Source organism: Novosphingobium sp. (assembly GCF_027486195.1).
Classification (GTDB): Bacteria; Pseudomonadota; Alphaproteobacteria; order Sphingomonadales; family Sphingomonadaceae; genus Novosphingobium.
Genome location: NZ_JAIXPP010000126.1, coordinates 54,633 through 76,217 on the forward strand (window position 1 = coordinate 54,633; position 21,585 = coordinate 76,217).

Annotated in this window: 30 protein-coding genes; 25 read left to right on the top strand and 5 right to left on the bottom strand. The window is 64.9% G+C overall.

Going from position 1 to position 21,585, the window contains the following annotated elements:
• Positions 1–14: 14 nt before the first annotated feature.
• Positions 15–4,259: a strawberry notch-like NTP hydrolase domain-containing protein gene (locus tag Q0071_RS21720; protein ID WP_298174582.1), complete on the top strand. Its 4,245-nt coding sequence runs from the start codon at positions 15–17 to the stop codon at positions 4,257–4,259.
• Here the strand turns inward: Q0071_RS21720 and Q0071_RS21725 are convergent, their stop codons facing one another.
• Entirely contained in the window at positions 4,260–4,850 is a 591-nt protein-coding gene (locus Q0071_RS21725) for a PIN domain-containing protein (RefSeq protein ID WP_298174584.1), read from the bottom strand.
• 6 nt (positions 4,851–4,856) lie between these two features.
• Positions 4,857–5,315 (bottom strand): helix-turn-helix domain-containing protein, encoded by a 459-nt coding sequence (locus tag Q0071_RS21730; protein ID WP_298174586.1) that lies wholly within the window; start codon positions 5,313–5,315, stop codon positions 4,857–4,859.
• A 186-nt stretch (positions 5,316–5,501) separates the two neighbouring features.
• On the opposite strand from Q0071_RS21730, the gene Q0071_RS21735 reads away from it, so the two are divergent.
• Positions 5,502–7,517 (top strand): ParB/RepB/Spo0J family partition protein, encoded by a 2,016-nt coding sequence (locus Q0071_RS21735; protein WP_298174588.1) that lies wholly within the window; start codon positions 5,502–5,504, stop codon positions 7,515–7,517.
• A gap of 563 nt (positions 7,518–8,080) precedes the next feature.
• Here Q0071_RS21735 and Q0071_RS21740 read toward each other — a convergent pair.
• Both Q0071_RS21740 and Q0071_RS21745 read right to left on the bottom strand, forming a co-directional pair.
• A complete protein-coding gene (locus tag Q0071_RS21740) occupies positions 8,081–8,503 on the bottom strand; it encodes a hypothetical protein (protein ID WP_298174589.1) in 423 nt (140 codons plus the stop codon).
• 131 nt (positions 8,504–8,634) lie between these two features.
• Positions 8,635–9,342 carry a LexA family transcriptional regulator gene (locus Q0071_RS21745; RefSeq protein ID WP_298174591.1) on the bottom strand — a complete coding sequence of 236 codons (708 nt, stop codon included), beginning with the start codon at positions 9,340–9,342 and terminating at the stop codon, positions 8,635–8,637.
• Positions 9,343–9,428: 86 nt separating this feature from the next.
• On the opposite strand from Q0071_RS21745, the gene Q0071_RS21750 reads away from it, so the two are divergent.
• A complete protein-coding gene (locus Q0071_RS21750) occupies positions 9,429–9,683 on the top strand; it encodes a hypothetical protein (protein WP_298174593.1) in 255 nt (84 codons plus the stop codon).
• A 5-nt stretch (positions 9,684–9,688) separates the two neighbouring features.
• Here Q0071_RS21750 and Q0071_RS21755 read toward each other — a convergent pair whose 3' ends face one another.
• Positions 9,689–9,946 (bottom strand): hypothetical protein, encoded by a 258-nt coding sequence (locus Q0071_RS21755; RefSeq protein ID WP_298174595.1) that lies wholly within the window; start codon positions 9,944–9,946, stop codon positions 9,689–9,691.
• Between the two features lie 75 nt (positions 9,947–10,021).
• On the opposite strand from Q0071_RS21755, the gene Q0071_RS21760 reads away from it, so the two are divergent.
• The 22 genes from Q0071_RS21760 to Q0071_RS21865 all read left to right on the top strand — a co-directional run.
• Entirely contained in the window at positions 10,022–11,086 is a 1,065-nt protein-coding gene (locus Q0071_RS21760; RefSeq protein ID WP_298174597.1) for a ParB N-terminal domain-containing protein, read from the top strand.
• On the top strand, positions 11,086–11,352 hold the full coding sequence (locus tag Q0071_RS21765; protein WP_298174598.1) for a hypothetical protein: 267 nt from the start codon (positions 11,086–11,088) through the stop codon (positions 11,350–11,352). The genes Q0071_RS21760 and Q0071_RS21765 overlap by 1 nt, the downstream gene beginning before the upstream one ends.
• Positions 11,349–11,654, top strand: coding sequence for a hypothetical protein (locus Q0071_RS21770; protein WP_298174601.1), 306 nt, complete (start codon positions 11,349–11,351; stop codon positions 11,652–11,654). The genes Q0071_RS21765 and Q0071_RS21770 overlap by 4 nt, the downstream gene beginning before the upstream one ends.
• A complete protein-coding gene (locus tag Q0071_RS21775; RefSeq protein WP_298174604.1) occupies positions 11,654–12,058 on the top strand; it encodes an ASCH domain-containing protein in 405 nt (134 codons plus the stop codon). The genes Q0071_RS21770 and Q0071_RS21775 overlap by 1 nt, the downstream gene beginning before the upstream one ends.
• Positions 12,058–12,288 (top strand): hypothetical protein, encoded by a 231-nt coding sequence (locus tag Q0071_RS21780; RefSeq protein WP_298174606.1) that lies wholly within the window; start codon positions 12,058–12,060, stop codon positions 12,286–12,288. Before Q0071_RS21775 ends, Q0071_RS21780 begins: the two co-directional genes overlap by 1 nt.
• Entirely contained in the window at positions 12,285–12,458 is a 174-nt protein-coding gene (locus tag Q0071_RS21785) for a hypothetical protein (protein ID WP_298174608.1), read from the top strand. The genes Q0071_RS21780 and Q0071_RS21785 overlap by 4 nt, the downstream gene beginning before the upstream one ends.
• Complete coding sequence (locus Q0071_RS21790; protein ID WP_298174610.1) at positions 12,455–12,853, top strand: hypothetical protein; 399 nt, start codon at positions 12,455–12,457, stop codon at positions 12,851–12,853. The genes Q0071_RS21785 and Q0071_RS21790 overlap by 4 nt, the downstream gene beginning before the upstream one ends.
• Positions 12,850–13,110: a hypothetical protein gene (locus tag Q0071_RS21795; protein ID WP_298174612.1), complete on the top strand. Its 261-nt coding sequence runs from the start codon at positions 12,850–12,852 to the stop codon at positions 13,108–13,110. The genes Q0071_RS21790 and Q0071_RS21795 overlap by 4 nt, the downstream gene beginning before the upstream one ends.
• Positions 13,107–13,358 carry a hypothetical protein gene (locus tag Q0071_RS21800; protein ID WP_298174614.1) on the top strand — a complete coding sequence of 84 codons (252 nt, stop codon included), beginning with the start codon at positions 13,107–13,109 and terminating at the stop codon, positions 13,356–13,358. Before Q0071_RS21795 ends, Q0071_RS21800 begins: the two co-directional genes overlap by 4 nt.
• The gene (locus Q0071_RS21805) at positions 13,355–13,558 is read left to right on the top strand and encodes a hypothetical protein (protein WP_298174616.1); all 204 of its coding nucleotides are present in this window, start codon (positions 13,355–13,357) and stop codon (positions 13,556–13,558) included. Before Q0071_RS21800 ends, Q0071_RS21805 begins: the two co-directional genes overlap by 4 nt.
• A 49-nt stretch (positions 13,559–13,607) precedes the next feature.
• The gene (locus Q0071_RS21810) at positions 13,608–14,009 is read left to right on the top strand and encodes a hypothetical protein (protein ID WP_298174618.1); all 402 of its coding nucleotides are present in this window, start codon (positions 13,608–13,610) and stop codon (positions 14,007–14,009) included.
• A gap of 68 nt (positions 14,010–14,077) precedes the next feature.
• The gene (locus Q0071_RS21815; RefSeq protein ID WP_298174620.1) at positions 14,078–15,997 is read left to right on the top strand and encodes a transposase domain-containing protein; all 1,920 of its coding nucleotides are present in this window, start codon (positions 14,078–14,080) and stop codon (positions 15,995–15,997) included.
• A 73-nt stretch (positions 15,998–16,070) separates the two neighbouring features.
• Positions 16,071–17,027: an AAA family ATPase gene (locus Q0071_RS21820; protein WP_298174623.1), complete on the top strand. Its 957-nt coding sequence runs from the start codon at positions 16,071–16,073 to the stop codon at positions 17,025–17,027.
• Positions 17,024–17,380 carry a hypothetical protein gene (locus Q0071_RS21825; protein ID WP_298174625.1) on the top strand — a complete coding sequence of 119 codons (357 nt, stop codon included), beginning with the start codon at positions 17,024–17,026 and terminating at the stop codon, positions 17,378–17,380. The genes Q0071_RS21820 and Q0071_RS21825 overlap by 4 nt, the downstream gene beginning before the upstream one ends.
• Positions 17,377–17,517, top strand: a complete 141-nt coding sequence (locus Q0071_RS21830; protein WP_298174627.1) for a hypothetical protein — start codon at positions 17,377–17,379, stop codon at positions 17,515–17,517. The genes Q0071_RS21825 and Q0071_RS21830 overlap by 4 nt, the downstream gene beginning before the upstream one ends.
• Complete coding sequence (locus tag Q0071_RS21835; protein ID WP_298174629.1) at positions 17,514–17,936, top strand: helix-turn-helix domain-containing protein; 423 nt, start codon at positions 17,514–17,516, stop codon at positions 17,934–17,936. Before Q0071_RS21830 ends, Q0071_RS21835 begins: the two co-directional genes overlap by 4 nt.
• Entirely contained in the window at positions 17,923–18,612 is a 690-nt protein-coding gene (locus Q0071_RS21840) for a regulatory protein GemA (protein WP_298174631.1), read from the top strand. The genes Q0071_RS21835 and Q0071_RS21840 overlap by 14 nt, the downstream gene beginning before the upstream one ends.
• The gene (locus Q0071_RS21845; RefSeq protein ID WP_298174633.1) at positions 18,605–18,826 is read left to right on the top strand and encodes a hypothetical protein; all 222 of its coding nucleotides are present in this window, start codon (positions 18,605–18,607) and stop codon (positions 18,824–18,826) included. The genes Q0071_RS21840 and Q0071_RS21845 overlap by 8 nt, the downstream gene beginning before the upstream one ends.
• Entirely contained in the window at positions 18,823–18,960 is a 138-nt protein-coding gene (locus tag Q0071_RS21850) for a hypothetical protein (protein WP_298174635.1), read from the top strand. Before Q0071_RS21845 ends, Q0071_RS21850 begins: the two co-directional genes overlap by 4 nt.
• Positions 18,957–19,370, top strand: a complete 414-nt coding sequence (locus Q0071_RS21855) for a helix-turn-helix domain-containing protein (protein WP_298174637.1) — start codon at positions 18,957–18,959, stop codon at positions 19,368–19,370. Before Q0071_RS21850 ends, Q0071_RS21855 begins: the two co-directional genes overlap by 4 nt.
• 59 nt (positions 19,371–19,429) lie before the next feature.
• Positions 19,430–20,107, top strand: a complete 678-nt coding sequence (locus Q0071_RS21860; protein WP_298174638.1) for a glycosyl hydrolase 108 family protein — start codon at positions 19,430–19,432, stop codon at positions 20,105–20,107.
• Positions 20,104–21,585 (top strand): hypothetical protein (locus tag Q0071_RS21865; RefSeq protein ID WP_298174640.1); only part of this gene is annotated, 1,482 nt, incomplete at its 3' end. The genes Q0071_RS21860 and Q0071_RS21865, both read left to right, overlap by 4 nt.

The window sequence follows — 21,585 nt, forward strand, 5'->3', positions numbered from 1 at the left end:
GTCAGGAGGTTTTCATGTCCACTCTCCCTACTCTTGCTTTGCCGCTGTCTGGTGAGCCTGCGGTCCTTTCGGTTGCCCGGGCACTTGCCGCCCGGCTCGACCGGTCAGAGCCGATCTCACGATCGATCCTGAGCGTCGAACTGACCGACCAGTTCGGCGGCACGGACGCTGCCGGACGCTGGTCGGTCCGAGACGCCAACGCTTCGCTTGAGCTCGCTCAGGTCATCTGGCTGCAGGGAAGGGTGCAGCTTCTCCTTAGCTCCAGCCCAGCGGACGCTGCACGGCGGTTCGACGAGCTCGACACTCTTGTGCCGCGTCAGACCGTTCGCAGCGACGAGCAGATCGAACTGCAGCAGTTTGCCACTCCGCCGCGTCTCGCGTGGCTGGCCGCGCGCGCCTCAGCACCAGCGCGCGGCGAGCTTGTCCTTGAGCCCTCGGCCGGGACAGGAATGCTAGCGGTATGGGCAGCGAAGGTTGGTAGCGGCCTCGCGCTCAACGAGATTTCCGCGCTTCGCCGTGAATGCCTCGGGCACCTGTTTCCCGGTGCGGCAATCACCGGCCATGACGGCGAGCTCATTCATGAGCTACTGCCCGCATCAGTGCGGCCCAGCGTCGTCCTCATGAACCCGCCCTATTCCTGGAGCGCCGAGCGCGGCCGCGATGGCAAGACTGCCCTGCGCCACCTCCGCTCGGCATGGAGCCGTCTCGCTGCGGGCGGACGGCTTACGGCGATCCTGCCCGAGTGGTTCGACCTTGCGGGCTTTTTCGACCGTGCTGCCGGCCCGGCAACCCTGCGCCTCGATCTTGTGATCGAGCGCGGGTTTGTCGCGCATGGTACGTCGATCACGACGCGGCTACTCGTGATCGACAAGGTCGACTGCGGCGACGAAACGCTCACCGGCCGTACTTCGGACTTCAGCGAACAATCCGTATTCGTCGACGCGCTGCCCCCGCGCGCGGCCACCGCCACCACATCGTCTTCCCCGCGGCGGCCGGTCAACGTGCTGCCGCTCCTGCGCCCGTCAGCGCGACCTGTCCTCGCGCCATCGCCCCGGACGGTATCGTCTGTCGGAGCGGCGTTTGTCGCGTTCTCCGCACTCGAAGTCCCTGCGGCGACGCCGGAGCAGGTCGGCCACTATCTCCCCTACCGCCCGAGCCGGATTGCCGTAGCAGGTGCGGCTCAGCACCCGACACCACTCGTGGAATCCGTCGCCATGGGCTCAATCACCGCGCCGGTTCCAACCGAGGTGCCAACGCTTCCGGGCAATGTCGTCGCCAAGGGCCTGCTCTCGGCTGCCCAAATCGAGACCCTGATCTATGCGGTGAATGCCCATGCCCGCGATCTGCCCGGGCGTTTCGAGCCCGAAGACAAGGGCTGCATCCTCAAACCGAGCGCTGAGGGCAACGCCTTTCGCATGGGATATTTCCTCGGCGATGGCACTGGCGCGGGCAAAGGTCGGCAGGTCGCGAGCGTCATTCTGGATCGCTGGGTCCAGGGCTTTCGGCGGCATATCTGGATCTCAAAGAACGAAGCCTTGCTCGAGGACGCGCGGCGCGATTGGTCCGCGCTCGGCGGCTTGCCCATCGACATCCAGCCGCTCGCGACCTGGAAGCTCGGCTGCCCTGTTACGATGCAGGAGGGCATCCTCTTTGTGACCTATCCGACCCTTCGCTCGGGCAGGGCGGATACTACGCGGCTCGACCAGATTCTCGCCTGGGTCGGCGAAGACTTCGATGGCGTGATCGTTTTCGACGAAGCTCATGCGATGGCCAACGCAGCGGGCGGAGAAGGTTCGCGCGGCAAGGTCAAAGGCTCAGAGCAAGGCGTGGCCGGTGTGCGCCTGCAGAACCTGCTGCCCCGCGCCCGTGTCCTCTACGCCTCGGCGACTGGCGCCTCGGACGTCAACAATCTGGCATATGCAACCCGGCTTGGCCTTTGGGGGCCCGAAACGGCCTTCGCGACACGCGAGGAGTTCGTGACCGATATCCGCGCGGGCGGTATCGCAGCGATGGAACTCGTCGCCCGCGACCTGAAGGCGCTCGGGCTCTACACGGCGCGGGCCCTTTCCTTCGCGGGGGTCGAGTACGAGATCCTCGAACACGCCCTGAGCGCAGACCAGATCTCGGTCTACGATGCCTATGCCGATGCCTGGGCGATCATCCATGCCAATCTGCGCGACGCCCTCGAAGCCACTCGCATCGTCGATGGGGAAACCGGCGGCACGCTCAATAGCGGCGCGAAGTCGGCAGCGCTGTCGGTCTTTGAGGGCACGAAGCAACGCTTCTTCGCGCAGTTGCTCCTGTCGATGAAGCTGCCGAGCCTGTTACCGGCCATCGACACCGCAATCGCCGAGGGCAATGCGGTCGTGGTCCAGCTTGTCTCGACAGCCGAGGCGATGCTGAACCGCCGACTGGCCGACCTCACCGACGAGGAACGCGAGACGCTCGAGATCGATCTCAGCCCCCGCGAGTACGTCGTCGACTACCTGATGAAGAGCTTTCCCGTCCGGCTGATGGCGATCTTTACCGACGAGAATGGCAATCCCCGCTCTGAACCGATGAGCGACGAGCAAGGTTGCCCGGTCTTCTGTCAGGCGGCGCTCGCCGCACGCGACCGGATGGTCGAGCAGCTTTGCGCGTTGCCGCCGATCGCGACCGCGCTCGATGCGATTATCGAACGCTTCGGGACCGACAGGGTCGCCGAAGTGACGGGCCGGACGCGTCGACTCATCGTCGGCTCCGATGGGCGGCAAAAGCTCCAGTCGCGCACACCGCGCGCGAACGTGGCCGAGACGCAGTCCTTCATGAACGGCGACAAGCGCATCCTCGTCTTCTCGGATGCCGGCGGTACAGGCCGCAGCTATCACGCCGACCTTGCCGCGAGGAACCAGGCTCGGCGCGTCCACTTCCTGCTCGAGCCGGGTTGGCGCGCGGATGCGGCCATTCAGGGCCTTGGCCGCACGAACCGCACCAATCAGGCCTCAGCTCCGCTGTTCCGGCCTGTGACCACCGATGTGCGCGGCGAGCGCCGTTTCATCTCCACGATCGCCCGGCGGCTCGACAGCCTTGGCGCGCTCACACGCGGCCAACGCCAGACCGGTGGGCAGAACTTGTTCGACCCCGCCGACAATCTCGAAAGCGCATACGCCAAGGATGCGCTCAACCGCTGGTTCGGCCTGCTGTTCCAGGGCAAACTTGCGGCCGTGGGCCTCGCACGTTTCCAGGACCTGACCGGTCTCAGGATCGAAAGCCCCGACGGCGGCATGGTCGACGACTTGCCGACAATTCAGCGCTGGCTCAACCGCATCCTTGCCTTGCCGATCGAACTCCAGAACGGGATCTTCGACGAATTCCTCGGCCTTGTCGAAGCGAGGATCGACGCGGCCCGCGCCGCCGGCACGCTTGATCTCGGGCTCGAGACCATCGCGGTCGAGAGCTTCGAGGTCCTGTCTGACACCCTCCTCAGGACCGACAATGTGTCCGGGGCCACTACGCACCTGCTCGAACTCGAGATCGCCCGCGCGCTCAAACCGCTGACGCTGGAGCGGCTCGTTCAGCTGGAAGCAGCATCGGGCCATCGCCATCGGTTCCTGCGTAACGCGCGCTCGGGTCGGGCAGCCCTGCTGGTTCCGGCGCGCAGCTTATTGGCCGACGATGGCAGCCGGATCGTGCGGCACGAACTGGTGCGCCCGCTGAAGCGAAGTCACCAAACCGCTGACCAGCTTGCCGAAAGCAGCTGGGAGGCGGTCGACGAACCGACCTTCCGCACAGCCTGGCAGGTGGAGGTCGATGAAGCGCTGTCCTCCCTCAAACGCGAGCGGCTTCATCTCGCCACCGGACTGCTGCTGCCTGTGTGGGACAAGCTGCCAGCCGAATATGTCCGGGTGAACCGCATCTCAGCGCGAGACGGGCGCTCGCTGCTGGGACGGGAGGTTCCGCTGCATGCGGTCGGTGAGATCTGCAGCGCTCTGGGGCTCGATGCGCGGCCTGACATTGCGCCTGAGAGCCTCGTCGCGGCGGTCCTCGCGAGCGGGCGTGCCATGCCGGTCAAGGCGCGCGAGCCGCTCACGCTCAAGCGCAGCCTCGTCAACAGCGCCCAACGGCTTGAGCTCACGGGCTGGTCGGCTGCCCGGCTCGATTGGTACAAGGCCCAAGGCTGCTTCACCGAGATCATCCGGTTCCAGACCAGGTTGTTTGTCCCGCTGGAGGGGGCTGATCTCGTGCTTGGCCGGTTGCACGAAGGGATGACCGGTTTTTGATCACAGTGCGCCGATATGCGGCGCCAGTATCGAAGCGGTCTCCAGCAGCCCGTGTGCTTCCAGCGATCGCAGCATGTCGCCGGGTTGCATTTCCGGGCGCTGCAGGCGTTGACGCATCGCGCGAATTGCTGAAATCGCAAGACCTTCTTCCAGTGCAATGGTGTCGGCAATGAACTCGTCAGCACTTCGCGCCTCGAGGTTCAGCGAGCCGAGAACGTCCGCCGGAAAATCTGACAGGTTCTCCGTCACGATGGCTTGAGCCTGGGTCTTGAGTGCGGCTGCTACGACATGTTCGTCGTCAGGATCAGGCAGGCCCACCGCCGAACCAAGCAGGCGGTCGAAGTCTTCGACAAGCGCTTCCGGAAAAGCGCGCTTCATGCTGGCAATCGCGCGGGACGCCCGAGCGGTCGCATCAGGAAAGCCTCGGTCTGCCTGAAGCCGTGCGAGTGTCCGCTCGGTTTCTGCAAGGATAGGAGACGACCAACGGACACGGAAGAACTCCGCCTCGGCAAGGCTCAGCAGCAGATTTCGGCGCCAGACGCTGACCAGCGAGCAGGCATCGATCAGCGCGGTGTACCGGTTGGCGAACATCGGCTTTCAGATCAGATCCGAATCGCCGGCCATCAGTGCATCGAGTGCTTCAGTCCGTTCGACGTCACGCTTTGCTTTGTAGTCGAAGACATCCTGCGCCTTGATCCGCCTGTGCCGCCCGACAAACGAATAGGGCATTGCCCCTTGCTCCAGCAGTTTGATCAGATGCGGACGTGATACATTCAGCAGATCTGCGGCCTGCTGGGTTGTCAGCAATTCCTGGATCGGCACGAGCGTGACTGCATGGCCGCTACCGACATGACGCAGCAACTCGAGGAACAAATCAGACATCGCCGGCGTCAAGTTTACTTCCACCGGGCTAGGATCGCCGGGCGCCCGGACGCGCAGCGTCGCTTCACCAGCCTTTTGCGCTGCCAAAATCTGCCGAAGCTGGTTGGCCATGTGACGATCGTCGGCCGAAGGCATACGGCCGCCAAAAGGCTCAGCGTGTGCGGGCAATGTCATGACGTCCTCGGGAAGGTTAGCGGCTATACTTGATCGCATATATTCGAAATATTCGCAACGAAATTTCGGTCTTTGCTCGAGCTTCCGTACTCCGATTGAGAGAGGGGAGGGGGCTTTGCCCTGATTGAGCCAGTCAGGCGCCGATGGTCGGCGTGATCGACGGGCTCGTCATCAGGAGTGAAGACGATGTTTCAGACAATCCCCTTGAGCAAGCTTGTATCCTCGCCCCGCAATGTTCGCCGTCATGGCGATCCGGCCGCGGATGCCGAACTCAAGGCCAGCATTGCCGCACATGGCCTGCTGCAGAACCTCGTGGTTCGTGCCGGGGCCAAGGGCAAGTTCGAGGTCGAGGCCGGCGAACGCCGCCGCCGGGCGATGCTGGCCCTTGCCGAAGACAAGGTCTTGCCGCGCGATCACCAGGTCACATGCCTCGTGCTTGGTACCGACAGCGAGACCGCCCCCGAGGCGAGCCTTGCCGAGAACTTCCATCGTCTCGCGATGAACCCAGCCGACGAGGCGCAGGCTTTTGCTGCGCTGATCGAGGGCGGTGCGAGCACCGAGCAAGTTGCGCGGCGCTTCGGGCTCACGGTCCGCTTCGTCGAGGGCAGGCTTCGGCTTGCCACGCTGGCGCCGGTGGTATTCGACGCATTGGCGGCCGGCGAGATCACGCTCGACATGGCCAAGGCCTATGGCGCGACGTCGGACCAGCAGATCCAGGCGCGCGTCTTCGCCGAAATCTCCGGAGCGTACTACACGCCAACCCCGGACAGCATCCGCCGCATGGTGCTCACCGGCACGGTCCGCGGCAGCGATCCGCGCGCGAAGCTCGTGGGCCGCGACGCCTACTTGGCGGCAGGCGGCCGGATCGAGCGCGAGCTTTTCGACAATGCCGACACCGAGAGCTGGGTTGATGTGACGCTGCTGGAATCGCTCGCTGCGGCGAAGATGGAGGAGGAAGCCCGCGCGCTTGCTGCTCAGAACGGGCTCGCCTGGGTCAAGCCGACGCTCGATCCTCATGCAAGCCACGATCTGGTCGAAGGTCTGGTCCGGCTGCCGGCCGAGCCTGCCCCGCTCAGCGAAGCCGAGGTGGCCCGGCTCGAAGCACTCGATGCCTCGTGGGATGAGCACGCTGCGGTGCTTGAGGATGAGGATAGTGCACCGGAGGCCATTAAAGCCGCTGAAGCGGCGATCGCGGCTATCGAGCGCGAAACGCAGGACTTCCGCAATCGCCCGCCGGTTTTGCCCGAGGATCGCAAGGGCACAGCCGGCATGATCCTGACGCTGTCTCGCGAGGGCAAGCCGGTGCTCCAGCCGGTGTTCTACAGCGAACGGCCAGAGGCTCCATCAAGCTACGACGGCGGCATCGAAGTCGTCAGTGCCGATGACGATGCTCGCGGAAGGCGTTCGACGCTTTCGCGCCGTCTCGTCGACGAGCTTGCGATGCAGCGCCGCGATGTTCTCGCGCTACATCTTGCCTCCGACCCGCGCCTTGCGCTCGACGTCATGGTCTTCACGCTCGCCGATGCGGACAGCCACGACTGGCAGGCGCGCAGCGCCTCCACCATCCGGGGCGGCGTGCCCAGCGGTCCGATCGTCGGCTTCGAACCCGGCGATGCCGCAGCGACCCGCGCGCTCGCCGAGCTCCGGGCCGGTCTCGACGAGAGCTGGCGCTCCGGGCGCGGCCAGTGTGAACGCTTCGAACGGTTCCGGGCGCTCTCCGACGAGGCCCGCGCGGCCTGGCTCGGGCATGTCGTTGCCCGCTCGCTCGAGGCGAGCCTCAACATGAGCGGCGAGCGCCGGATCCCGTTCCAGGATCACCCCGGTGCGCTGATCGGCATCGATATCGCGCAGTGGTGGCGGCCGACCGCGGCGAACTTCTTCGACCGCGTGCCCAAGCAGGTCATTCTCGAAGCTCTGTGCGAAGTCGGCGGCGCGGAGCTCGCGGCACGCTATGGCACGGTCAAGAAGGCGGATCTGGCGGCAAGCGCCGAGCGCATCTTCGCCGGCACCACGATCGCGGAAATCGCCGAACGCGAGCGCGCACTGGCATGGGTGCCGGAAGTCATGCGGTTCGGTGCTGGTCACGCCGATGATGTGGCTGCGGCTGATGCCGAGCCAGCGGAAGGCCAACTGGTCGATTGCGCTGCCGGTACCGATAATGGGTCGCAACCCGTTGCCGCCCCCCGCGATCTGGCAGCATGACCTCCTCCTGACAGGCTGACAGTCGCGGACCCTTGAAGCGGTCCCTCGGGCACTCCCTGAGGGGCCGCTTCTTGCGTTCAAGAGAGAGGAGAGGGGGCGCCCCTGGGGGCGGAATCCGTGGGCAGGAGCGCTGATATAAGACAAGAGAGGCTGGAGTGGCGGTGAGGCGGGATTTCTTGGGACACCGCGGCACTCCGTGGGATGAAAAGGCCCAAAATATCGGGGCTTTCGGGTCTTCGGGCCAAAAATCGGCGGCCGTCGAGACTGTCTAGAGCGATTTCCATTTAGACAGTGAAACGGGCCGCTGCAACGGTTCTGAGAGAACTCTGAGAGGCCACTCAGAGAGCGCTCAAAAGGCCCTGAAACCGGGCACTTCAGCTGATCTGGCCGGACCCACGGTGACGGCGCCCCCAAAAACACATGTGGACGCGCGTGTCGCAGTTCGATCTGAGCGAAAGTCGCCGGAATTGCGACGTTTCCTGCAAATGATGCGATGTCGAGGCGCCGGAAACTGCGACAAATTTCATCTACATTTTGGTAAGGGCTGCACCTGCCATTCATGCTTATGAGACGGCTTTGACACTGACCCAGGGAAGGCAACCGCCGCCTGCAGCGACGCGCACATTTCTCAAGCTCATCTCATCGAACCCAGTTCTCTTGGATGACCAGATGCCCTGAAGCTTCTTAGCTTGTTCGGCGTCTGCGACAGGCAGCGGTATGGCTTTCGTCAGCTCGACAAAGGCAGCCGCGACCACAGCTGGCGAACCGCACCGATCAGCGACCCCGCTCTGCACCAAGATCCGATGAATTCCGCCATCTTCTGTGCGATAAATCTTGATCAGCCCCCCGGGGAATACGACAGTGCGTAGGCCGAGATTGATCGGCGGGCCGCTAAAATGAGTGGTATCGGAGATTACCGGGCCATTCCAAGGGCTGCCAGATTTCGCGATCTCGGGAACGACATCTAACCCGGCTTCAACAAGCACAGGCCTTCTGGACAGGTCATCCGAACTTGCAGGGGCTACAACATCGGCCTGTGCCGGCGCAGGTTCACTGCTACACCCGCTAACGTGCATCGCCAGGCCAAATAGCCAGATAGCCAGAAATCTGGGTCGCATCAGAGCCTCCGAACCACGGCGACGACGCGCCCGATGATGTGGAGTTCGCCGTCTACGGCGAGATCGGGCGGGACGGCCGGGTTATCGCTCAATATCTCGACTGCGCCGCTCGCACGAGGCCGCAGTCGCTTCACCTGGACGATTTCACCGACTGTGACAGCCCAGATGCCGTCCGCGGTTCGCAGGACATCTTGAGAGCGATCAATAAGGATCACCTCGCCACTCCGGATGGTAGGCTCCATCGAGTCGCCATCGCCGAGCGTCCAGAAAAGCTGCTCTGGCGCGGCCCGCGTGAAGTTACGAAGCCAAGAGCGCGAAAACACCCGCTTCTCGCTCCCGACTGGCCCATCGAGGTACGTCGCGCCCATGCCAAACCGCAGATCGACCTGATCGATCTCGACCAAATCAGGATCAACGGCAGCCGCCTCTGGCGCGCCACGCCAAGGAATTCGGCGATCAACCATCCCGTCGGGCGTTTCAGATGACCCTGTCGGCGCGCGAGCAGCGTGTTGCCCCAGCGCTACGTACGCAACGTCGACGCCATGTCCCTCAAGCCTCGAGAGATAGTCGAGCGGGATCGGGCTGCTCCCGGTCTCGTACGCAAGCTGCGTGTTCTTCGAGACCCCACCACGGCGCCCGAATTCAACCTGATTGAGCCCAAGCCGCGTGCGCTCCTCGCGCAGTCGAGAAGGAGCATCAGCAAGCACGCAGAAAGTCCAAAATTCTGGGTTTACTGGTCCGCAATGCTGGGATATGGTCCAAGAAATAGGGACAAAGAATTGGACAAATTCCCATGATACTGGACCTCATGCACCCCGAGGACATCAAAGCCGCCATCCGCAAGCGATACGGCACGATCTCCCGCTTCATTGAAGAGCGAGACTTGCCCGCAACTGGCGTCAGCGATCTCCTGCGCGGCCGGACAAGCCGCCGCGTTCGTGAAGCGGTCGAAGACGTTCTCAAAGCACAAGTTTCCACAAACTTGGACTGTAGCGACGGGCCCAGCACCGCGCACGAGAAAAGTGCACGCCGAAAGGTGGCGGCATGAATTCGTCAGTCCCGCGCATCGGCGTCTTTGCTGCCCTCATGCATCCGCGCGAGCGCATCCAGCAGGTGTCTGGTCTCGGTCGCGATCGCGCGCTGCCCAGCCTCCTCGGCGTCGTCTCCAAACGCTTCCGCGAGCTCAATCGCCGCCGTCGCGGCAAAGCTCTCCGCACGCCGGGTGGCGACCATGAATGACAGCAATATGCCCTGCAGCGCCGCAACTTCGGCTTCCAGTGTAGCCACCCGCTCCGAGAGGTTCTTCGTCATTCGCCTACTCCTTTCCGATTGCTTGCAGTGTGGCATGACGACCTGCCGCCCGCATCGTTTTGATGGGGGCATGAAATGAACAACCCCGCCGAACTCGGCGCGGTGCTGCGCCTGCCGACTGACCAGATCGATCCTGACGGCCTTGAGCGGATCGGGTTCTTCTACCCGGCGGAAGCCGAGGCGCTCGCTGATGTGATCGCCAGCGATGGGCAGCAGGAGCCGATCGTGATCGCGCCGCCGGCGCCGCGGGCGAAGGACCGGCGCTATCGCCTGGTATATGGGCGGCATCGGCTTGCGGCCTGTGCCGCGCTGGGCATCGAGGTGCTGGCTCGCGTTGTTTCCGGCACGAACGACGAACTGCTGCGGATGCAGACGGCCGAGCAGATCGACCGGCGCGACATGACCGTGCTCGAGCGTGCGGCGTTCGTCGGCCGGCGTGCTGAGATCGTGCGTGAACGGGCTCTCAAGGCGGCTGGTGTGTCCAGTGATCAGGCCCTTGGAGCGCTTAGGACAAACTTGTCCGGAGCGACAAACCCGCTCCTGACAAACTTGTCACCAGCGCAAAGCGAGACGCTCGCCAAGCTACCGAAAAAGGCCGATATCCAACCGCCGGAAGCTGTTGGCATCACCAAGGCTGACGTCGACGCTGACACATCGGCTGTTGCTGGCCAGTACGGCTGGGCAGCGGAGGTTCAGGACGAGTTCGGCCTGCACTACCGCAAGCTCCACCGCCTGCTCACGATCTATCGCGCGCTGATCAAGCCGTTCCGCGCCGAAGTCGAGGCGATCGCCCATTGCCGCATCGCATCGAACGCAGACGCGCTGCTGCAGCTCGCCGCGAAGCATGAGCCGGTGCGGCAGGCTGCGCTCAAGTGGCTGGCGCTGAACCCTGAGGCGAAGACCGCCGAGGATGCGCTTGTCGCGCTCGGCATTTCGACATCGAAAGGGCTGCGCGCGGCCGACTTGCTGGAAGGCGAGAGCAAGCTGCTCACCCGCGCCACCAGCAATCTTGAGCGCCTCACGCCGTCGACCTGGATCAGCTTCGCGCCCTCGCTGGCGGGGATGATCAAGCCTTCGGCGCTGACAGCCGTGCGTGACGCGATCGATGCGCGGATCGCCGAGATCGAGGGGAAGCGCTGATGGCCTTCAACAGCACAAGCTTCCGGCAACGCGGCGCCGGACAGGAGCACCGCGGCCTCACGCCAAAGGAGCTGGCGATCATGGACCGGTGGGATGCCGGGAAGTCTATCAACCAGATTGCGCGCGAGCTTGGCCGACCGGTGGAGCAGGTGCGCAAACTCGTGATCTACTACGACGGTGCGGCCGATCAGCACATGAGCAATCGGGCAACGGCTGCCGCCAGCGCGCAGCTGCTCCACGCCATCCAGCGGGAGCGCGCGGCATGATCGGGCTGACCCCTGTCCAGCTGCAGATGCTGCGCTTCATCGCCGGCTATCAGGCGGCGAACGGCGGCGTTTCGCCCACGTTTGAGCAGTGCGCGCGCGCCATCGGGAGCCGCGCCAAAAGCCGTGCATCGCAGGTCATCGCCGATCTTGAGCGGCGCGGTGCCATCGCGCGCATCCCGCATCGTCGCCAGGCGATCAAGGTGCTCCGGCCCGTATCGATTCCCAGTGTCAACGGCGCACCGCTCTATGCCGTTCCGATGCGGCCAAGCTCGTTCGAGCGGTACAGCGGGGAGCGCCTCTGATGGTCGCGCTCAGCTTCAAGGGGCAGTTCGCCGAGCCGATCGTCGCGAAGATCAAGCGCCAGACGATCCGCGCTGGCCGCAAGCGTCCGCCGCGCGCGGGCGAGCGGCTGCAGCTCTACGTCGGCATGCGCACCAAGCAGTGCCGCAAGATCATCCCGGACCCGATCTGCACCGAAGTGCGCGTGATCTGCATCACGGTCGATCCTGCCCACCCGCAGATCATCGCCGAGATCGATTTCAGCGACTTCAAGCTGCGCGAGCACGAGATCGAGCGCTTCGCCATGGCCGATGGGTTTGTGGCCACCAAAGGCTGCAGCGCGCGCCGGGCGATGGGCAATTTTTGGATGCGTCACCACGGCCCGGGCGAGTTCCTCGGGCTGCTTATCCGCTGGGAGCCGAACTGATGGCACAATCGCTTGCCGCCAAGCTGCGCCGCCACCGCGAGGAGATGGAGCTCGCACTGCAGCTCAAGGTCACGCCGCGCGAGGCGCGGGCGATCCTCGACCAGCGCGCTGCACGCGCCCGGTGGGAGGAGACGCACCTTCGGCTGCAGGCCCGCATGCGCGGGATCACCGCCCCGCACGGCGACGCCGAGCGAGCGCAGCCCTGGTACCAGCAGGGGGCCATGGCATGAACCTGCGGCCCGCTCCCTTCGCGCTTACGCCCGCGACTGTCGCCGCGCTGATCGGCGATGCGCCGGGAACGGTCACCGTACCCGTTCTGCCGCTGCGCCTGGTCGATCGTCCACGCCGCTCCGAAGATCCGCGCCTGGCGCGGGCGAATGATGATGGGGGTGCGCTGTGAACACCTACCTTTGCAAGGGCTGTGGCTCCCCTATCATTCCGGGACAGCTTCGACGCGGCGACAACTGGCACGCAGAATGCTTCTCGGATGCTGAGGCAAGGGTGTTCGGAGCGCGCCGGCGAAAGCTAGGCAAGACGCCGCGCGGTCTCACACGAACCCAGCACATTATTCTCGACGAGGCTTGCTGCTCGCCGGCCGGCTCCGTCGTTTTTGCACGAGGTGACCGCAAGGGTACGCGGGTCGCCGGCTGCGATGAAATGGACCGTCCCATCATCGTTGCCTACGCAAATCCTGAATACTTTCTCGTCACCCGCGGCTTCCTCGAAGCGGCTAACGAGCGGCACGTCTATCGGATCACCGATGCCGGTCGCGCTGCTGTTCGAGGTGCGCTGTGAGCCGCTGGCGCTTGCGCGCGCTCGAGCAGATCGCCGAGCTGACCCGCGATCTGCCGGAGACGCTGGCCGAGCGCCGCAAGGCGCTGTGGGGCAAGGGCTATCCGGCGCACGAGGGCACGAGGTGGGGTCGTAAAATGTGGGGTTCCGAGGTCAGAAAGTACCTCGCCGCGCATGGCGATCCGACGGGCCGCGTGAGTGCCAAGCCGGTAGCCTGGCCGGAGCATATTCACTTCCCGTTCCGGGAGAGCGACCAGTGAACGACCGCATCGAAGCCCTGCGCCAAGCGGCGCGCGCCGAGGCCGCTGAGCACTCCGATCGGCTGGCCAAGGCCATGATGATCGGCGGCGATACCCGGCCTGTGTCGCGTGGCCGCGCCGCAGCCGCCTATGGCCAGACAGCCTGCCCGCGCTGCGGCGTCCGCAGTGGCGTCGGCTGCAAGCATCGCCCGGCTGGGGACACCTCGACGAAGCTCTCTTCGTTCGATCGCCGCAGGGGGCTTGCATGAGCGGCGCTCTCAACTGGCTGCCCATGGACGATAGCGCGCGCGGCGGGCGCAGTGTGCTGCTGCGCGCGGGCAACAAGATGGCGCTGGGTCGGTGGAACGGCGCGGCGTGGGTCTATCCCGCCACCGGAAACCGCCCGATCGATTTCAGCCCGGTCTCGTATTACGACCCGGCGAGCCGCAACGAAGGCGCTAATGCCTAAGGCGCGTGCCCATCCTGGTCAGCTGGCGTTCGAGCTGGATGAGCCATCGATGGCAACAGGCCCGGCCGCGCTGGCGGGGCTCGAAGCGCGCATCTGCGCGACCGTGGGCACGATACTCGCCAGTTGTGGTCGCCCGCGCGAAGTGATCGCGGCCGAAATGACTGTGCTGCTGGGCGACGAAGTCACCAAGGCCATGCTGGACGCCTACTCCAGCCCTGCCCGAACCGAGCACAAGGTGCCGATGAGCCGCTTCTTTGGCCTGATCGCGGTGACCGCGAGGCTCGATCTCATGGACCCGCTCGTGCGTGAAATCGGCGGCTCGCTGCTGATCGGCGCGGAAGTGCAGACCGCGCGGCTGGGCCATCTGCGCCAGCAGGCGCGCGCGATCCAGAACGAAATCAAGGCGCTCGAGCTGACGGCGCCGCTTATGCGCGGGGGCAGTGCCGGGTGAGTGCAGCGTCGATCATCTACCCGGAGCAGTTTGGACACCAGGACACGGAACCGACCGGATGGTTCACAGTGGCCGAGCTGGCCGATCTGCGGCTGCCCGGGCTGCCTGCCGACAAGCGGTCGCTGCAGCGCCGCGCGGCGGATGAGCGCTGGATGGAACGGCGGGCGCTCGACGGCGAATTGCTTTCGCGCAAGCGCCCGGGGCGCGGCGGGCCGGTGGAGTTCCATGTCGCGCTGCTGCCCGTCGCCTCGCGGCAGGAACTGGTCCGTCGCGGCTTCTGCAGCGAGGCCATGGCCGAAGCGGAAGCGGCATCCGAGACCGAGCAGCTCTGGCAGTGGTTCGGCGGGCAGCCTGACAAGGTGAAAGAGCAGGCCAAGAGCCGCCTTGAGGCCGTTAGCGCCGTGCAGCTGATGACCGAGACACTGAACGTGGGCAAGAACGCCGCGGTCAGCGCGATCGCGCGCAAGCACGGCGTGAGCGCGGCCACGCTGTGGAGCTGGATCAAGGCCGTTGGCACCGCCGATCGGAAGGACTGGCTGCCGCTGCTCGCGCCGCGGCGCAAAGGCGGCGGCAAGGCTGCCGAGATCCCCGAGGAGCTGTGGCAGCTTTACAAATCGGACTGGCTGCGGCTTTCCGCGCCGCCCGCGGCAGCGAGCTATGAAGTGGTGCGTCGGCGCGCCAAAGCGCTGGGCATCGAAGTGCCGCACATCAAGGCCTTCCAGCGCCGGATAGCGCGCGAAATCGACCCCTATGTCGTCATTCTCATGCGGCAGGGTACCGACGCGCTGGAGCGGCATGTGCCCTCGATCCGCCGCACCGTCGACGATATCGATGTCCTCGAATGGGTGAACATCGACGGCCACGTGTTCGACGTGGAAGTGAAGCACCCGGACACCGGCAAGCCGATCCGGCCGACGCTGGTGGCGATCCAGGACATCCGTAGCTCCAAGATGCTCGCCTGGCGCGTGGGCGTGAGCGAGAGCGTGGCCACGGTTCGGCTCGTCTTCGCCGATTTGATCCGCGACTGGGGCATCCCCAAGGACATCATCCTCGACAACGGCCGGGGCTTTGCCGCCAAGTGGCTGACGGGCGGCGCGGTGACCCGCTACCGGTTCAAGATCAAGCCGGAGGATCCGCAGGGGCTGCTCGTTGCGCTCGGCGTCAACATTCACTGGGCAACGCCGTTCCACGGCCAAGCCAAGCCGATCGAGCGCGCATGGGGAGACCTCTGCAACTACATCGCTAGGAGCGCCGAGATGGACGGCGCGTATACCGGCAACTCCCCGGTCAATAAGCCGGCAAACCGGGGCACCCGAGCGATCGACTGGCACGAGTTCTGCGCACTCGTCGACCACGAGATCCGCGAGCACAACGCGCGCGAGGGCCGCACCGGGCGCGACTATGCCGGTCGCAGCTTTGACCAGGTGTTTGCGCGAGGGCTGGCACAGACGATCATCACGAAGCCGAGCCGCCAGCAGCTGCGCGATGCTCTGCTCGCTGTCGAGCGCAAGCGCGGCGACGCCGAGACCGGCGAGATCAGGCTGCTGGGCAACCGTTATTGGGCGCTCGAATGCCGCGAGATCGCCGGCAAGTATGTGACCGTGCGGTTCGATCCCGATGATCTCCACACCGAAGTGCACGTATACAACGAGAGCGGGGCCTATCTTTTCACGGCGCCGGTGCTCGAGGACCACGGGTTCAAGGATCAGGCCGGGGCCACGGTCGTCTCCAAGCGTCGGAGCCATGTCCGCAAGATGGCGCGGGAATATGCCGAAGCGGCCGAGCTGGTCGATCCGGCGGAGATCGCGCGGATCAAGTCCGGCCTGCGCGCCGCGCCCGAGCCTGAACTGCCGGCGCCTGCCGCCATACGCATCCAACCATCGCGCCAGAGCGTGGCCGCTGCCGCCGCGCCGGAGCCTGCGCCGCCATCCGCGCGGGCGCGCAACCGCCTTTTCGCCGCACTCGGGAAGCCGAGGCTGGTGGAATGAAAAGGTGCGCGGGGTCTGCCTGGTAAACCGGCCCCGCGCACCCGTCCCTTGAGAAGAGACAGGAGCATCTAGCATGGAAGATCAGGGCGATAAGAGCCTCTATATTGAGGAGCAGCGCGAGTGGCTGATCCGCTGGCGCGAACAGACCGGCACGGCCTGGGACAAGATCGCGAAGAAGACCGGCCTCGCCAAGGGCACGATCAGCGTGTTCGCCAGCGCATCGGGCTACAACGGCAAGAAGCAGAGCAGCGAATATCCGATCGCGCAGAAGATCGAGCGCATGCGCCACTCGATGGCCCAGCAGGCGGCGCTTTCCGACGAGGTTCCCGACGTGCCGGAGTTCTTCCGCACCGAAACGAGCGACGCGCTCGAGCGGATGCTGGGCTTTGCGCAGCACGGCATGAGCGTTGCGGCAGCGCTCGAGGCCGGATGCGGCAAATCGACCGCCGCGCAGCACTACCAGCAGGTGTTTCCGAACGTGTTCTACGTGGAGCTCTGCAAGTCGGCCTCGGGCATGAACAACATGATCCGGATGCTGCTGGAGGCGATGGGCATCAAGGATGCGCCGAGCGGCACCTTCGCCATGTCGAACATGGTGCGCGAGCAGCTGCGCAAGGTGGACAAGCCGCTGCTCATCTTCGACGAGGCGCAGCATCTGGGCGAAGACAGCCTCGAGGAAATCCGCAGCTGGAATGACCGCGATCATGTCGGCATCGCGTTCTTCGGTAACGTGGGCATCCTTCAGAAGCTGGCGAAGTATCCGCAGCTGTGGAGCCGGCTGGAGCTCAAGATCCAGCGGCGGCTGCCGACGATCGGCGATATCGATGCGCTGGCCGATGCGTGGCACATCGCGGACCCGGCGATCCGCAAGGAACTCCACAGCATCTGCGGGCGGCTCGGCGGCCTGCGCAACGGCACCAAGGTTCTGCGCCTGGCGCGGATGATGGCCATGGCCGAAGGCACGTCGATGGGCCTCGACCACCTCATGGACGCATGGTCGGAACTCGACGTGCGCATGGTGGCGGCATGACGAACTCAGTCAGAAAAGACGCAGTCGGCGCGATTCACGCCGTGCATGCCGCATTCGGTGCGCCGGGCGACTACGGATACGAGGATCCCAAGGGCAAGGCGCTCTCAGACCTCTACAAACTTTACAACAAGCTCATCGCGATGGGCCTGATAGCGCAGCTACCTGAAGACGAGCCGGAGAAGTCGCTCGAGCTGCGTCTGGCTGAGTGCTTGGCCGCAGCGATCGATACGCCACTCCTTCGCCTCAATGACATATCCCGCGGCGAAGAGGATGGAATTGCGCTCTACCTCGGCTCGTTCAAGCCGGAAATCTCCGAGCGCGCGGCAGGCCTTCTTGAGGAGGCAGGGCTATGATCGCGAAGATCCAGAAGGTGCTCGCCGACGCGCGAGCCATCGATGACACGCCGCTGCATGTCGATTTCCTGCTCGCCGCCAATGCGGCGGTGTGGGGCACGGTGCTGGCGCTGCTGTGGGGAGGGCTGCTCTCGTGAACGCGCCCTCTCCGATCAACCTTTTTGTCACCCGGGATAAAACCGCAAGGGCGGTAGCCTATGTGGGGCCGAACATCGAAGGCAGGCCTCGCCCGCGCTGGATCTCGCCGGATGTGGTGATCAACGTCGCGGCCGCGCTTTACTCGATCGAGGTCAATGAGCTGCTCTCGCGGCGGCGCAATCCGCGCTTCGAAGAGGCGCGGGCCCTCGTGGTGTGGTGCCTGTGGACCATACCGACCGAGCCCATGTCCTACGTCCAGATCGGGCGCCACATGGACGTGCGTGACCACACCGGCATCACGAACCTGCATGTCAAAGCGGTCGCGCTTCGGCTGTGCGACGGGTTCTTCGCCGACTGCTGCACCGCGATGCGGCGGTACTTCATCCTGACCAATGGAGGCGCACATGAACGCGCTTAACCAAGCGCCGGCCGTGCCGGCGAAGTTCGACAGGAGCAAGCAGCGCCGGAACTCGATGCTCGGCAAGCTCGCGATCGGCTGGAAAGCCATCGATATGGTGGAAGCCGATTATCGTCAGGCCATGTTTGAACGCACCGGCCAGACCAGTGCAGCGAACTGCACTGACGCACAGCTTGAGACGATGCTCGAGTTTCTCAAGTCCAAGGGGTTTCGCCCGATCCCCAAACCCGGAAAGGCAAAGGCGCAGCATCCCATGGCCCGGAAGGCGCGCGCCATGTGGATCTCGCTCTACCAGCTCGGCGCCGTTCACAGCGCCGACGAGAAGGCACTGGAGGCGTTCGCGAAGCGCCAGCTCAAGTGCGAGAAGCTGGTCTGGGCACGCCAATCGGACGCGCGGTCCCTGATCGAGGCGCTCAAGGCGATGGCTGTCCGCCACGGCTGGCCGCAGCCCAACCTCCCGCCGATCCAGCTGCAAGCTTCGCTTTGCGAAGCGATCCTGGTGAAGCTCAAGGACAAGGGCATCGCCCCGGCAGACTGGTCGATCCACGATGCCCAGCACAAGCTTTGCGGGATCGACAAACGCGAGGCATGGACGGCGGAAGATTACCAGCGCCTCGCCGAAGCGCTGGGGCAGAAGCTACGCGCGGCCGGACCGATGGAGGCGCGCCATGGCTAAGGTCGTCACTGCCTTTGCGGACAACAGCGGCGCTATACACGCCGCGCCGATCGACGCCATCCTTGTCGATCTGACCGCGGTGCTCGGCAGGATCGGCGCGGAAGGTGGCCTCACCACCGGGCTTGCCCAGATCATCCTGGAGAAGCGGAGCGAGATCGAAATGATCTTTGCCGACTTCGACGCGATGACGGCCGCGACGGAGGCCCGGCCATGAAAAACTTCTGTTCAAAGCCGCGCCTCACGGTTGTGGCGCTTGCGACCCGCTGCATCATGGTTGGCGCGCTGCTGTTCTGGATGAGCGTGGGCGCTGCCGTCTGGTGGCTCTGCATCGGCGGGCCGGCGCAGTGAACCTGCAGGTCGCCTCTCCTTCCGGTACCGGCTCGCGGGTACTGGATGATCTTGCCGACGTGATCGGCGAGGAGGCGGCCTGCAAGCTTGCATTCCGGTTCCGGGGCCTGCGCCTCTACATTCCGAAGGACCCCGCGAGCGACCCGCGCATTGCCGAGGCGATCGGCGAGGATCTGGCGGCGCGGCTCTGCGATGCGCTCTACCGCACCACGATCCCGATGCCGGTGCGCGAAGTGGAGCGGCGCATGGTCCACAGCCTCGCCGCGCAGGGCATGACGCGGCAGGCCATCGCCGAGAGATTGCATATTACCGAGCGGCAGGTGTATCGCCTGCTCGAGTCAGCCGCGCCGGCCATACGGCGCGTGCGGCGCGCCCGCCCGATTGATCCTCGCCAGATCGACATGTTCTGACGGCGCTGCTGTCAATCGGCATATAACGCGCCGAGCACCCGCCACCCTATCCGGGCGGCATGACCAGCACTTCCCCAGTCACCAACGCCGGCGTCGACGAAGCCATCGTCGTGCAGGGCTATTCCTCCCGCTACGCTGCCGCCGTGCGCGAGCTGCTCGACATCGAGGGCGGGCATGCGAACGACCCGCTCGATCGGGGCGGCGAGACCAAGTACGGCGTGTCGCTGCGCTTCCTTGCCGCTGAGGGCGCGTTCGATGAGGACGGCGACGGCAAGGCTGACTTCGATCTCGACTTCGACGGCGATATCGACGGCGCGGATATCCGCGCGCTCACCGTCGGCGATGCGGTCTACCTCTACCACCGGTGCTTCTGGCAGCCGCTGCAATCGGACACGTTTACGGCGCCGATCGGCGAGATGCTGTTCGATCAGGCCGTCAACGGCGGTGCCCTCGCCGCGCGAAAGCTGCTGCAGCGGGCGATCAACAACTGCATCCTGCTGATGCCGGCCAGCAAGACGCGTGTCGCCATGCTCAAGGTGGACGGCGCGATCGGCGAGAAGACGCGCACGGCGATGCGTGAGATACTGCACTTCAACGCACTCGCCATGCCTGCTCTGGTCACAGCCTACCGGGAGGCCGTGCGCGAGCGGTACCGGGCGATCGTTCGCCGCTTCCCGGCCCAGAAGCGTTATCTGCGTGGCTGGCTGGCCCGCGCTGATCGGCTGGGCCGCGCATGACGGAGCCACTTCAGACAGTCAGCCCGGATCAGCTGGGTGAGCGTACGGCGCCTTCCGATGACCTGTTCTCGGTCGTCTTCTCACCCGGTGGCCCACTGCAGAAGCTTTCATTCCGGAAGCTCGTCGCAAAGCTGATCAGCACCGATTTGTGCAAGACCTCGAAGGCCTTGCTCGATGCGGACCTGGCTTACGCCGCCGACAAGGTTGCGCTGGTCTTCAACGACCCCTCACCTTTGCTCAACGGTTGGTACCGTAAAACGGGGGCGAGCGGGGCGGGAGCCTGGACCCAGTTCGAAACCTTGTCCGTTGCAACGAAGGCTGCGGCAGAAGCAGCTGCCGCGGCCGCTAACCTTTCGCAAGTCAGGTCCTTCAATGCTGTCCCGTTTGGTACGCGGGCAGATCTGCTGGCCGCCACGAGCATGTCGGCTGGAGATCCTGCAACTGTCCGTGTTTCAGATACCGCAACCCACGCCGCTGCGGCCGGGGAATTTGCGCTGGGTGGAGGCGCCGCAGTCGTTGGGGCACAAATCCCCAACGCCGGCCGATATCGATATGATGGAGCAGCCTGGCTGCGCATTGGCGATCTCGACAGTCAAATCTTTGCGGGCATGTTTGTAACTATCCCAGGCGGCCCGCGCATCGTTGCGACGGACGAAAGCGATAACCCGCTGTTCGAGATTACGCAGGCCCTGTTCGACCATCCTGACATAAATGCGATGCGTCCGCTGGCGCTGGGGTCGGCGACAGCAGGGCAATCCATGAAGGCTCTGCCGGGTGGTGCGCGTGTTGTCATCACCGACGAAGCCGATAATCTCATGTCCGAGTTCGACTTGATCCGCCTCAACCATCCCGACACAAACGCGATGCGCGCGGCAATCGCCACGCCATCGGCGGGGACGCTGCGGCGCCTTCGCGCGCTGGCGGCGGCAGCGGCTGTCTCCAATCCATGGGATAATCCGGTCATGGCCTCGCCGCCGACGATGACCGCCGATGCGACCATTGATTCCTCGCTCACCCGCCAGTTCCGGCCCGCGAGCGGCGGCGTGCTGGCCAACAACGACTTTGGTCTGTTCGGCGGCGTTCCGGTCGTGACGGGCGGGCTTCCGACGATGACCTATCTGAGCGCGGTGACACGCGGCATCGGCACGACACCGAGCGGCGGCAACATCAACGGCAGCGGCAAGACCCAGTACGGCCAGCGCGTTCGTTTCCAGCACTTCGGGACCAAGTTCGACTTCCTGACCTACGGCACGGCCAAGTGGCGGCTGATCGTAAACGGGCAGTATGCCTCGCGCAGCTTTCTCACAAGCTCGGCGGGATCGACAGCTAACCCGAGCTACAACCACGTCGTGTTCCCAACGATCGGCATCCGCAATATCGAGATCGAACTCGATGGCGGCACACCCTTCGGCGGCGTCAATTGCGAGCCGACTGGCTACATCGAGCAGCCGGGCTTCGATGATGCGCTGCGCATGATC